The following is a 12990-nucleotide window of genomic DNA, read 5'->3' as shown; positions in this document are numbered from 1 at the left end:
CCCTGTTTGTTTCTGCCGCCACCCCCGTCCATCTGTCTTTCCTCCCTCTCTATCCTGGAGCTTGCGTCCCGCCATGCTGTTGCTGCTCTCCCCCGCCAAATCGCTGGACTACGACACACCGCTGCCGCCGAAGCTGCCACACACGCTTCCCGTCTTCTCCGAACAGCCGCTGGAGCTGATCGAAGTGCTGCGCCGCCAATCGCCGCAGCAACTGTCGGAACTCATGGGCATCAGCGACAAGCTGGCTGCGCTCAACGTGGCGCGCTACGAGGCCTTCAGCCCTCGCTTCACGGCCACCAATGCCCGCCAGGCGCTGCTGGCCTTCAACGGTGATGTCTATGAAGGCCTGCAGGCGCGCAGCCTGGACGCCGAAGACCTGGACTGGGCGCAGCAGCACATCGCCATCCTCAGCGGCCTGTACGGCGTGCTGCGTCCGCTGGACCGCATGCAGCCCTACCGCCTGGAAATGGGCACCCGGCTGGAGACCGCGCATGGCAGCAACCTCTACCAGTTCTGGGGCAGCCGCATTGCCGAGTACCTGAACCAGCGCGCGGCCCGGCAGCCGGCGGGCGAGCGCGTCGTCGTCAACCTGGCTTCGCAGGAATACTTCAAATCGGTAGACTTGAAGCACCTCAAGCCCCCGGTGGTGGAATGCGCGTTCGAGGATTACAAGAACGGCGCCTACAAGATCATCAGCTTCCATGCCAAACGCGCGCGCGGGCTGATGGCACGATTTGCCATACAGCAACGCGCTCGCAGCGCGGCTGAACTCGAAGCCTTCGATCTGGAAGGCTACGCACTGGCGCCAGCTTCCTCGACGCCTGCGCGCCTGGTGTTCCGCCGCAAGACCGCTGACTGAGCCTCGCCGGCCACCGGCCGGCCCCGGCCTCGATGCCTTTGGAGTCCATTCACTGCGGCAAGGGCCGCACTGCACGCCATGAGCCTCAAATCCTCACCAGATTCCCCGAGCACCGCGCAGGACCTGCCGGCGGGTCTCACGCCTGAACTCATGCAATGGGTACGCGACCAGCGCGCATCCGGCATAGGGCCTGCGGCCCTGCTGCGCTCCATGCGCGACGTGGGCTGGAGCGAAGAACTGGCCCGGCGGGCGTTGGACCTGCCCCACCAAGGCGAAGCGGCGCCACCGGCCGTCGTCGTCTCGGCCTCCTCGCTGCCCGAGCCGGACCTCTCCCAGGACCCCACCAGCATCGATGTCGGCGACCGCAAGGTCCAGGTACTGGTCAGCATGCGCAACCCGCGCATCGTGGTCTTCGGCAACCTGCTCTCGCATGAGGAGTGCGACGCCATCATCGCCGCCGCGCGTCCGCGCATGGCGCGCTCGCTCACCGTGGCCACGCAAAGCGGCGGTGAAGAGATCAATGACGACCGCACCAGCAACGGCATGTTCTTCCAGCGCGGGGAAACCGGCATCGTCCGCCAGCTGGAAGAACGCATCGCCCGCCTGCTGCGCTGGCCGCTGGACCACGGCGAAGGCCTGCAGGTGCTGCACTACGGCCCGGGCGCCGAGTACAAGCCCCACCACGACTACTTCGCGCCCGGCGAACCCGGCACGCCCACCATCCTCAAGCGCGGCGGCCAGCGCGTGGGCACGCTGGTCATCTACCTGAACGAGCCCGAGCGCGGCGGCGCCACCATCTTCCCCGAAGTGCCGCTTCAAGTGGTTCCGCGCCGGGGCAACGCCGTCTTCTTCAGCTATGAGCGCCCCGACCCCTCCACGCGCACCCTGCACGGCGGCGCGCCCGTGCTGGCCGGCGAAAAATGGATCGCCACCAAATGGCTGCGCGAGCGCGAATTCCACTGAAGAGCCAGCGAACCCGGGCGTACCCACCCTTATTGACCTTATATGGCCGCCCATGCCTGCGGGCATGGAAATTCAGTTAGCTTCAAAGCCTGGGTCCACGCGCTCCGCGCGGACCGTCCAGGCCTGACCAGCGCCGGCACGGCCGGCCCTTTTTCCATGAACACTCCCGAACAATCCCAGCTGGGCAAAAGCTCTGCCTACATCGACCAGTACGCCCCCTCGCTGCTGTTCCCCCTGCCCCGCGCGCCCAAGCGCGAGGAAATCGGCATTCAGGGCAGCCAGATGCCCTTCTTCGGCGCCGACCTGTGGACAGCGTTCGAACTGTCCTGGCTCAACCTGCGCGGCAAGCCGCAGGTGGCGCTCGTGCATTTCACGATTCCCTGCGAGACTCCCAATCTCATCGAAAGCAAGTCGTTCAAGCTCTACCTCAACAGCTTCAACAACACCCGCCTGGCCGACGCGGCCGAAGTCCAGGCACGCCTTCGCACCGACCTGGCCGAAGCACTATGGCGAGGCAGCGAGCAAAAGGGCAGCATCGGCGTGAAGATCATCGGCCTGGACCGCTTCGACCAGGAAATGGTGCAGGAACTGGACGGCCTGCTGCTGGACCGCCTGGACGTGGAATGCACGCAGTACCAGCCCGCCCCAGAGCTGCTGCACGCCAACCACGAGGAAGCGCCCGTCACCGAGACCCTCGTCAGCCACCTGCTCAAGAGCAACTGCCTGGTCACGGGCCAACCCGACTGGGGCAGCGTGCAGATCCGCTACAGCGGCGCGCAGATCGACCAGGAAGGCCTGCTGCAATACCTGGTGAGCTTCCGCAACCACAACGAATTCCATGAGCAATGCGTGGAACGCATCTTCATGGACATCTGGACCCGCTGCCGCCCCATCAAGCTCTCGGTGTACGCACGCTACACGCGCCGTGGCGGCCTGGACATCAACCCGTTCCGCACCAGCCATCCTGGCGCGCTGCCGGCCAACGTGCGCTCTGCACGGCAGTAAAAGAGGCGGCCGGCCATCCTCAAGCCGGCCGTCATTTCAAGCTTTTCACCGGCATGCAGACGCCGCAGCGGCATGCACGCACTCCTGCCCATCGAGCCCCGCGCCCAGGCTCCTGTCGGCGGCCCGCACCTGAATTCTGAAAAACAGGAATCGTCCTGCATCGATTCAGATTGACTTTTCAGATCACCCTATTTGAGCCTATTTCGCCTCGATTTATCTGCCACGGATGGATCGTCGAAAACACGGAATTCACTAAATAGCTTGCTATTGAAATGGCAGCAAAAATCTCCGTCGATGCATTCAGAAACATCGTCAGGAGTTGTCTTAGAGACAAGCGAGAAAAAAATTCATAGGCTTGGCGGCACAAGAAATGACTTCAGGCAGCAATGAATCGCCGCCTGAAAGTCAGGCATAGGCAGGTGCCTTTTTCCTGCCAATGCCCCACGCAGAACTGTCCTGGCGCACAGCGCCAAAGCGGCAGTCCACCGCCAACCTTGAGGGAGAGACCATCCATGCATCGCTTTCATTCAGCGCCTTGACGCAGTGCGCTGACGCCAAGGCCCTGTGCCTGGGCAAGGCTGATTCCCTGCACATGCGCAATTCGGAAGAACCGCCAGCCACCGCCCTGGTGCCCGCTTATTCATGAATTGCGTTTTCCCTTTTTCCCGTTTTCTGCGATGCACGGCTGCGGCCCTGCGTCTGCCTGCTCACGTCCCTACAGATTTCTTCCACCAGCACAGGAGCTTTTGCATGACCACCTTCAATACATCACTGCAATCTCGCAAGCAACGCGGCCAAGGCATGACCGAGTACATCATCATCGTGGCCCTGATTGGTGTGGCCGCCATTGCCGTCTACCAATACTTTGGCCAAACCATCCGCGCCCAGACATCGGGCATCGCCAACGAAGTCGCGGGCAAGTCCGCCAAGGAGGCCATCAAGGACGCAAAAGCCGCCGCCGGCAATGCCGATATAGAGCGCAAGGAAAAAGGCCTCGACGCCTACGAGAACAAGTAAGCGGGCCTGCCCATGTGCACCATCACCACCCTGCGCGGCGGTCGGATACGGAGGCGGGACGGGCAACGCGGGCAGGCACTGATCTACGGCATCTTTGTCCTGATCGGTGCACTGGCCTCGCTGTTCTTTCTGTTCAACACCGGCCAGCTCTCCCAGGAAAAAACCAAGCTCGTCAGCACGGCCGATGCCGTGGCCTACAGCGCCGGCGTGATGCACGCGCGGGCGATGAATTTCAAGGCCTACGGCAATCGCGCCCTGATCGCCAACGAGGTGCTGGTGGCGCAGATGGTGAGCCTGTCCTCGTGGGCGCAATACGCACAGACCCACGCGGAGAACCTGCCCACGCAGTTCCCCGAATGTGCTGACTACACCGGTTGGGGCGCATTGATCGGTGCTGCATTCCACTACAACGAGATGTACGCGATCATGTGCTACGCCACCGTGCAGTACGCGGGCCAGTACATCCAGCAGATGGCCAAGATGGTGCCGTCGCTGGCATTCGATACGGTCACAGCCGTGGAGGCCAACAAACAGGCAATACAGAAGGCGCACAACCTGCTGCACGCCCGCTCCTACCTGCAGAGCATTCGCCGCAGCGTTATGCAGGACGTGGCCCAGGCCAACTACGCGGGCGACGGCAGCGTGAAGGTGCTGCCCCTGGGCCCTGGCATCGCCGTGGCGCTGACTGACGACCTGGATGGATTTACCCAAAGCTATACCGGCAAGGACCGGGGCCGCATGGCAGAGCTGGCCGTGTATGCGGCCCACAGCGACAGATTCACCAAGGAACGCGTCTGGACGGCCGAGGCAGAAGTGCCCGGCCCAGACGAGATCTGCATTGCGAGAGAGCGCAAAAGCGAGGTGCGCCGACGCGGCGGCACCGAACTGGTCAACTACGACGAGTGGATCGCCGAAGACACTGAGTCCTTCTGGCGCGCCCAGCGAAGGGGTGGACTCATCCCACGCTGCCGGCTCAGGGAGGAGCCCATTGCCTGGGGCGAACAGCAGGCCCATCCCGAGGATCAGGATGATTCAGGCGCCTGGTTGGGAGGTGCGCGCACCAACGCAAAGGCGTCCAGCCAGGCCTCATCCAACAAGTGGCGCCAATACACCGGCCTGCCCAGCTACTACGACCTGAGCCAGCCGCAACTGGACAAGAACGACCCCACGCTGCGGTTCAGCGTGCGCCTGTCGCGGGCGCACAGCCAATTGCGCACCTCCGATAGCGCCAGCCAGATAACCAGCACTTCAGACAGCCGCATCAACGCCTATCAGAGCCAGGTCGCCCAAGGCGAAATGGTCGCCGTTGCCACGTCCGAAGTGTTCTTCGAACGCCCTTTGGCACAGCGTCATAACCGCTATGGCGCAAGCCAGGGGCTCCCGCTGGAGCTGCCCAGCCTGTTCAACCCCTACTGGCAGGTACGCCTTATCCACTCCCAAACCGATGTACTTGGCCAGCAGATACGCCAGGGAGGGCAGATCCCATGAACCTCCTGAACCGCGCCCGCTACCCAAGGCGGCAGGCAGGCCAGGCCCTGGTCGAATTCCTGGCCATGGCAGCGCCCCTGCTGGGCCTGTTCCTGCTGATGCCCATGATCGGCAAGTACCAGGACATTGCCCATGCCACCCAGATGGCCAGCCGCTATGCGGCCTTCGATGCCACGGTGCACAACGACGCGGCAGGCAGCTCCAAGCAGCCTGACCAACTGGCAGCCGAAGTGCGCAGGCGCTACTTCAGCCGCCCCGATGCCCCCATCAAGACGGGCGACACGGCAGGTGATTTCGACGCGCACCGCAATCCGCTGTGGACGGACCCTGCAGGCAATCCGCTGATCCCGCGTTTTTCAACCATCTCGGTCAGCTTTGGCGAAAGCCAGTCCACAGCGCACAGCAATGCCTTCAAGGCCAGCAGGGACGGCGTGCCATTTCGCATAGTCCCCCTGGCCAGCCACACACAGCTTGACCTGCGCGCCCAGGGCATATACCGCGCCAACATCTCCGTGCCCCTGGCCAACCTGCCCGCAGGCATCCAAAGCTACCCCCCCTTCGACCAACTGAACCTGCGCGTCACACGCCACACCAGCGTGCTTATCGAGCCCTGGGCCTCGCGCTCCGTGGAGCAGACCATGGATCGGTTCGGCCGGCTGGCGCCGCTCAACAGCCTGTTCTCCCCGGTGGAGACACTGCTGGATGTGGCCATACCGGTCTTCGAGTTGATGGAAGTGCCGGCCCCCAAGTTCGGACGCCTGGACCGGTGGCAGGACATCGTTCCGGCAGACAGGCTGAGGGCCGAATGATGACAACGGCCCGCATGCTCCGCTCCATCTGCCTGGGCCTGCTGACGCCAGGGCTCACCCATGCCTTGGCCCAGGCCAACTGGCCCGAGATCCCGCTGCCCGAACACGCCAGGAGCTACCACATCGGCCAGCAGATGGACCTGGACGGCCTGCCCATGCGGCTGACCGGCTTCGCCACCCGCAGCACACCCCGGCAGACCGGCGACTGGTTTGTTCGCACCCTGGGCCAGCCCCTGATGGACGACCAGCGCGATGGCCAGCGCATTCTGGGCCGCGCCCAGGGCGAGCACTACCTCACCATCCGACTGGAACCCACCCCCGACGGCGGCACGCGCGGCCTTGTCGCTGTCACCCACCTGCGCGCAGCCTTGCGCAGTAAGGCCCGCAGCCAGGAGGAAAGAGCCCGATGGCGGCGCCTGCTGCCAGCGGGAACCGAGATCGCCAGCCTGCTGAACACCCAGGACGGTGGCCAGCTGTCCACCCATCTCGTTGCCACGAACAGGCACGGCGAAGCGCTCAATGCGCAACGCCTCACTGCGGCGCTGCAGGAGCAGGGCTATGCGCTGGAACGCCGCTTCGACGCCGCCACAGACACCAAGGCCCACGCGTTCGGCTCTGAGACCGGCGCCATCACGGTGCTGATGCGCGGCCCGGGCAAAGAGGCGACGGCCGTCATTTCCCGCAATGCGCTGGGCCTCACCAGCATCGTTCTCGTCACCAGCGTGGCGGTGGAGACCACGCCATGAAGCTTGCCCATCGCCTGCGCGGCCAGTCCTCGGTGGAGTACGCCGTGGTCTGCGCGGCCCTGGCCTTCGCGCTGGGCGTCGGCATGGTGGACAGCAACAGCGTGCTGCACCAGTTGCTGCACGCCCTGCAGGCTGCCTACCAGAAGTTCAGCTTCGCCCTCTCCCTGCCCATTTGACCCGTCAGCCATGAACTCCGCACTCGCCCGAATCACCGCCCTGCGTCCCAACAAAACCTGGGTCGCTCTTGCCATGGCCCTGGCCATCGGCCTGGGCGCAGCCGTCATTGCACGCAGTTACCTGCATCGCCAGATGGAGACCATAGAAGCGCGCGGAAAAAGCAAAACCCGGCAGCTGATCGTTGCCAAGCGCAATCTCAGCAAAGGCGAGCCCATCTCCAAGGAGACCATTGCCGTGCGCGACGTTCCCCACGACTACGCGCACTCGCTGGCCATCGGCCCCGAGGATTTTTCCCGCATTGCAGGCCGCGCGCTGGAGCATGGCATGCAGCACGGCGACATCCTGCTGTGGAACCTGCTCGAAGGCGACAAGGTGCCGACCTTCTCGGCCCGTATCGAGGTAGGGCGGCGCGCCATCACCGTGCATGTGGACGAGATCAACTCCATCTCGGGCCTGCTGGAGCCGGGGGATGCCATCGACCTGATGCTCACCCTGGATCAGAAAGGCCGCAAGACCACCTTTCCACTGCTGCAGAACGTCCAGGTCATGGCCACCGGCCAGCGGTCCGTGGATGACCCCAGAAGCGGTGAGCGGCGCCAGTATTCCACCGTCACGCTGGACACCACCCAGGCGCAGGCCCGCAGCGTGATCATCGCGCGCGAGGCGGGAAAGATCACCGCCTTGCTGCGCAACCCCAAGGACTCGGAGGTTGTCGAAGGAGACAGCGCGGCCATGGCCGCCCTGCTGGGCCTGGCAGGCGACGTGCAGTCCCTGATTCAGACAGCGGGCGCAGCGCAATCGCCGGGCCGAACCGTTCCCGTGCTCTATGGCGGGCGCCGCCTGGACTTCAAGCCCGAAGACCTGCTGCTGCGCCAGGACAAGGCCCCCGATGCCGGCGAAGGCCCGCCCGAGGCAGCCGCAGCCCCCACGCCTGTGCAGCCAGCCCCGCAAGCCGCATTGCAACCAGGCCAGGCTCCCCTTTTTCCCGCGTCCTTCCCGATCCAGCCAGGCGCGTTGCCTCGCTGACGGCGCCTCACCTGCTCCTGCCTTTTTCTTCGCTCCATGCGCCTGATCCCAATGTCCATCCGTTCAGCCCCCACTGCATCCCTGTCCGCCCGCTCCAGTCCAACGCCCTTTCTGCATGCCTTGCGCTGCGGCTTCGTGCTGGCACTGGGCTGGAGCCTGGCCGGCCCGGCAACAGCCCAGATACCAGAGGATGCAACAGGCTCTGCGCAATCCCTCGGCATGCCGGGTGGATTCGCGCCCACGCTGCAGGGCGTGCCCAGCCGCGAGGCTGCGGCGGGCCAGCCGTACCGCCCCATACAGAAACCGGACGACCAGGCTCAGGTGCCGGAAATCGAGATGTTCGTGGGCGAATCGCGCGTCTTCCCCAGCCCCGGCGTGGCGCGCATTGCCGTGGGCAATGGCCGGGTGCTGACGGCCGCCGCGCTGGACGAGCGCGAGGTCATCATCTTCGCCAACGAGGTTGGCACCTCCTCGCTGTTCGTGTGGAACGCCGACGGCCGATATCAGCGCGTCAAGATCCATGTGGTGCGCGGCGACACAAGCCGCCATGCGCGCGAGATCGCAGCCTTTCTCAGCACCATCCCCAACGCACGGGCCTCCATCATCGGTGACAAGGTCGTGGTCGAAGGGGACCATCTCAGCGATGTCGATCTCAAGAAGATCGAAGACCTCAGAAAGCACTACCCGCAGATCATCAACTTCACCAACCAGATCGGCTGGGAGCAGATGGTGCTCATGGACGTGAAGGTGGTCGAATTCCCGGTCAATGAGCTGCGCGAATTCGGCTTGCGCTGGACCTCCCAGGGCGGGGCCAGCGTGGGAGGCATCTGGGCGCCGGCGCGGCGCGGCCATCAGCCCGGTCTGGTCATCGGCGTCCAGAACCCGCCAATCACCCCGGACAGCGGTGACAAAGGCCCGCTGCCCCGAGGCCTGAACATCCTCACCGCCGTCAACATGGGCCTGACCGCAAAGCTGGACCTGCTGGCCCGCGACGGAAAGGCCAGCATTCTTGCCCAGCCCCAGCTGTCGGCGCGCAATGGCTCCAAGGCCGAGTTCCTGGCCGGTGGCGAATATCCGTACTCCGTGGCCACGATCTACGGCCCCGTGGTCATGTTCAAGCCCTACGGCGTCAAGCTGCGCATCACGCCGCGCGTGGACCGCAACGGCGTCATCAGGGCCGAGATCGACAGCGAGGTCAGCAACATCGACCCATCGTTCTCCACGCCCTCGGGGCCCGGGTTGAGCACTCGGCGCACCTTCACCGAATTCAACGTCCAGGACGGCGAGACCATGGTGCTGGCCGGCTTGCTGTCGCGCAAGGGTGGCGACAACGTCGACAAGGTTCCCTTCCTGGGAGACCTGCCCGTGCTGGGTGCCCTGTTCCGGTCCCAGCGATTCCAGAACGAAGAGACCGAATTGGTGGTCTTCGTCACGCCCACGGTGATCAACAGCCGCTCGCCGGGCCTGCTGCAGCGCGTGGAAGACGCCGGTGCGCGCCTGGGCCAGCGCTACGGTCCCCAGCCCTACCTGACCGAACCCGGCCCTGCGCCCGAGCATCCTCCCCGGCTGGCGCCCCTGCCTGTGGCCAGCGCAAGCGCCAGCATCGCGGCGCCTGTGCAGGAACTCCCCGCGCCAGTGCGGCCCCTGCCCGCACCGGCCACCGCGACCCTGCCCGAACACTGGCCCGCCCTGCCGCACACCGGCAACCCGCTGGCCTCCGCGGCAGCAGCGGACCAGCCGCTGGTCAACCACTGGCGCGTGGTGCATGACGGGCTGGCCTTGCATGCCGAACCTCGGGCGCAAAGCGACACCCTGCTGCAACTGGGCCAAGGCAGTTTCGTGCGTGCCGCACCCGGTTCATCTGCCGCCCACAACCCGCACTCCGGCTGGCGCGCGGTGGCGGTCGCAGCCCTGACGGGCTGGGTGCGCGATGAAAGCCTGCAGCCCGTCGCGCACGTCCCCGGCATGAAGCCCGCACCCGACGGACCCCATGCGCGCCAGGCGCGGCAAGGCCGGGCTCTCACGCCCCATGAATCCGGCGCCACCACGGGCCACTCCGCACCAGGCACCTACCGCGTGGGCCTTGATCGGCTTGCCCTTCGCGTGTCCCCCGACATCAACGCCCCCGTCCTCCAGAACCTGCCCGTGGGCAGCCTTGTGCAGGTGCTGCCCCAGGCCCCGCAGGCCCAGTTCTCGGCCGTGCGCATCAATGACCGGCTGGGCTGGGCCGAGACCCAGTGGCTTTCTCCCCTGACCTCCGCAACCGGCAGCCCCCCATGATCGACCTTGAAATCATCCACCCCGACGGCCGGCGCCAGCCGTTGAGCGTGCCCGATATGTGCTCCATCGGCAAAGGCTCCCAGTGCGAAGTCCGCCTGGACAACTGGCGCCTTGCCAAGGAGCATGCACGCCTTTTCACCAGCCCCTCGGGCGTGCTGATCGACGACGCAGGCAGCTTCGGCGGCGTGCTGGTCAACGGTCAGCGCATCACCGCCCAATACGGCCCGCTGCAAAACGGCGACCTCATCGGCATTGGCCCGTTCCAGTTGCGCATCCTGAACAGCGGTGAAGAGCCGCAAGCCGCGCCTTTTCCTGTACCGGCCGCAGCGCATGCCGCCACCACAGCGCCCATGCAGAGCACACAGGACACGGCGCTGGCAGCGCCTGCCGACGCGCCCGAGCCTGCGGCAGCCGAGCCCGGGGAAGCCCACTTTCAGGCGCTGCAATTCGAATGGCGCAAGCGCCTGCACACCAAGCTCATCGACACCATGGACCTGCGCCGCCATGACGTCTCCAGCATGTCCGACGAACACCTGCGCGCCGAGGCGGACCGGCTCATCGCCAGAACGCTGCAGGACATGGACGACGAGATACCGGCCCAGCTGGACCGCAACGCGCTGCGCAGGCAGGTTCTGGACGAGGCCGTGGGGCTGGGGCCGCTGGAGGAATTGCTGGCCGACGAAACGGTCAGCGAAATCATGGTCAACCGCTTCGACGAAATCTATGTCGAGCGCGCGGGGCGCCTGCAAAAGCATGCCCTGAGCTTCACCAGCGATCGCGCCGTCATGGGCGTGATCGAGCGCATCGTGGCACCGCTGGGCCGGCGCATCGACGAATCCTCGCCCATGGTCGATGCACGGCTCAAGGACGGCTCGCGCGTCAACGCCATCATCGCGCCGCTGGCGCTCAAGGGCTCCACGCTGACCATCCGCAAGTTCGCCAGGCGCAAGCTCAATGCCGCCGACCTTGTGCAGTTCGGCGCGCTCAGCCCGGCCATGGCCGACTTCCTGCGCATCTGCGTGGAGGCCCGCAAGAACATCATCGTCTCGGGCGGCACGGGGTCTGGCAAGACCACGCTGCTCAACATCCTGTCCAACTTCATCCCGTCCGGCGAACGCGTGATCACCGTCGAGGACGCCGCCGAACTCAAGCTGGCCCACGAGCACCTGATCAGCCTGGAGTCGCGCCCCGCGAATGTCGAAGGCAAGGGCGGCGTGCCCATCCGAGAACTGGTGCGCAACACCCTGCGCATGCGCCCGGACCGCATCGTGGTCGGCGAATGCCGCGGCGCCGAGGCGCTGGACATGCTCCAGGCCATGAACACGGGCCATGAGGGATCTCTGACCACGCTGCACGCCAACACCCCGCGCGACGGGCTCGCCCGGCTGGAGACCATGGTGCTGATGGCCGGCATGGAACTGCCCTTGGCAGCCATACGCGAGCAGATCGCCAGCGCCGTGGACATCATCGTGCAGCAGACCCGCTTTGCCTGCGGCACACGCCTGGTCACCCACATCTGCGAAGTCAGCGGCATGGAAAGCGGAAAGATCCAGCTGCAGGAGCTGTTCCGCTTTGCCAACAAAGGCTACGCCGCCCAGGCCAACGGCCTGGCCAAGGTGCAGGGCCTGTTCACCGGCTGCGACGTCGTTCCCCACTTCTACGACGAACTGCGCGCCAGCGGCCATGCGCTGGACCTGGACATCTTCCGTCCGGGCGCCGAGAGCGCGGACCTGCATGCCGGAGAGCGGCCATGAGCGGGCTCTCGCCAGACACCGTCCTGGCCCTGATCACGGCCGTGGTCGCCCTCTGCGTCGGTCTGCTGACATGGCTGACCTTGGACCTGGGAGGCTCCACGCTCAGGCGCTACCGGGCCGGCTTCACGGAGCGCGCCGGCTTTCAGGCCGCGGAATTCTTCCTCTTCATCGACCCGCGCAAACTCTTCCTGGCCAACCTGGCAGTCATGTCGCTGGGCGGCGTGCTGGTGTGGCTGGTCAGCGGCAGCCATCTGCTGGCTGTGCCCGCCTTCTTCGCGCTGGGGCTGCTGCCCCGGCTGCTGTACCGGCACATGCGCAAGCGCCGGCTGCGCAAGTTTGAAGAGCAGTTGCCCGATGCGCTGATGATGCTCAGCGGCGGCCTGCGCGCCGGCATTGGCCTGAGCAGCGCCATCGCCCAGCTTGTAGCCGAATCCCGCCCGCCGCTGAGCCAGGAGTTCTCGCTGATGCTGCGCGAGCAGCGCCTGGGCGTATCCCTGGAACAGGCACTCAATCACCTGAGCCTGCGCGTGCCCACCCAGAGCACCGTGCTCATCACCTCGGCCATGCGCATCGCCAGCGAAACCGGAGGCGGCCTGGCCGAGACCATGGAACGCACGGCCTCCACCGTGCGCAGCCGGCTGCAAATGGAAGCCAAGATCGGCTCCCTCACCGCCCAGGGAAAACTGCAGGCCTGGGTCGTCGGCGCCCTGCCCCTCGTCCTCATGCTCATCCTCGACCGGATGGAGCCTGAAGCCATGTCCATGCTCTGGCACTCCCGCGTGGGCTGGGGGGCGCTGGCCGTGATCGCCTGCTTCGAGGCCATGGGCATCTATGTCATCCGAAAGATCGTCGCCATCGACGTCTGA

General features: G+C 65.6%; 12 protein-coding genes. All 12 read left to right on the top strand.

The genetic code is table 11. The annotated features are described in order from the left end of the window. The first annotated feature begins 73 nt into the window (after positions 1-73). The 12 genes from yaaA to ACRSCF_RS06865 all read left to right on the top strand — a co-directional run bounded on the left by yaaA (position 74) and on the right by ACRSCF_RS06865 (position 12990). The gene (gene yaaA / locus ACRSCF_RS06920; protein ID WP_016447806.1) at positions 74-859 is read left to right on the top strand and encodes a peroxide stress protein YaaA; all 786 of its coding nucleotides are present in this window, start codon (positions 74-76) and stop codon (positions 857-859) included. 78 nt (positions 860-937) lie between these two features. Continuing rightward, on the top strand, positions 938-1822 hold the full coding sequence (locus ACRSCF_RS06915; RefSeq protein WP_016447807.1) for a 2OG-Fe(II) oxygenase: 885 nt from the start codon (positions 938-940) through the stop codon (positions 1820-1822). A 156-nt stretch (positions 1823-1978) separates the two neighbouring features. After that, a complete protein-coding gene (queF, locus tag ACRSCF_RS06910; RefSeq protein WP_016447808.1) occupies positions 1979-2827 on the top strand; it encodes an NADPH-dependent 7-cyano-7-deazaguanine reductase QueF in 849 nt (282 codons plus the stop codon). A 750-nt stretch (positions 2828-3577) separates the two neighbouring features. After that, positions 3578-3844: a Flp family type IVb pilin gene (locus ACRSCF_RS06905; RefSeq protein ID WP_034363829.1), complete on the top strand. Its 267-nt coding sequence runs from the start codon at positions 3578-3580 to the stop codon at positions 3842-3844. Between the two features lie 12 nt (positions 3845-3856). After that, positions 3857-5332: a pilus assembly protein TadG-related protein gene (locus ACRSCF_RS06900; RefSeq protein ID WP_244387892.1), complete on the top strand. Its 1476-nt coding sequence runs from the start codon at positions 3857-3859 to the stop codon at positions 5330-5332. Next, a complete protein-coding gene (locus tag ACRSCF_RS06895; RefSeq protein ID WP_034363832.1) occupies positions 5329-6141 on the top strand; it encodes a hypothetical protein in 813 nt (270 codons plus the stop codon). Before ACRSCF_RS06900 ends, ACRSCF_RS06895 begins: the two co-directional genes overlap by 4 nt. Before the next feature lie 14 nt (positions 6142-6155). Next, complete coding sequence (locus ACRSCF_RS06890) at positions 6156-6887, top strand: hypothetical protein (protein ID WP_223275335.1); 732 nt, start codon at positions 6156-6158, stop codon at positions 6885-6887. Then, positions 6884-7063, top strand: coding sequence for a hypothetical protein (locus ACRSCF_RS06885; RefSeq protein WP_016451162.1), 180 nt, complete (start codon positions 6884-6886; stop codon positions 7061-7063). Before ACRSCF_RS06890 ends, ACRSCF_RS06885 begins: the two co-directional genes overlap by 4 nt. A gap of 10 nt (positions 7064-7073) precedes the next feature. Continuing rightward, positions 7074-8090, top strand: a complete 1017-nt coding sequence (gene cpaB / locus ACRSCF_RS06880) for a Flp pilus assembly protein CpaB (RefSeq protein WP_244387891.1) — start codon at positions 7074-7076, stop codon at positions 8088-8090. Between the two features lie 51 nt (positions 8091-8141). After that, positions 8142-10370: a pilus assembly protein N-terminal domain-containing protein gene (locus ACRSCF_RS06875; RefSeq protein WP_244387890.1), complete on the top strand. Its 2229-nt coding sequence runs from the start codon at positions 8142-8144 to the stop codon at positions 10368-10370. Next, entirely contained in the window at positions 10367-12124 is a 1758-nt protein-coding gene (locus ACRSCF_RS06870; protein WP_034363833.1) for an ATPase, T2SS/T4P/T4SS family, read from the top strand. Before ACRSCF_RS06875 ends, ACRSCF_RS06870 begins: the two co-directional genes overlap by 4 nt. Continuing rightward, positions 12121-12990 carry a type II secretion system F family protein gene (locus ACRSCF_RS06865; protein ID WP_034363835.1) on the top strand — a complete coding sequence of 290 codons (870 nt, stop codon included), beginning with the start codon at positions 12121-12123 and terminating at the stop codon, positions 12988-12990. Before ACRSCF_RS06870 ends, ACRSCF_RS06865 begins: the two co-directional genes overlap by 4 nt.

Origin of the sequence: Delftia sp. 11MD, from assembly GCF_050907895.1 — a bacterium.
Classification (GTDB): Bacteria; Pseudomonadota; Gammaproteobacteria; order Burkholderiales; family Burkholderiaceae_C; genus Comamonas; species Comamonas tsuruhatensis.
This window is presented reverse-complemented; position numbering and strand designations above follow the sequence as displayed.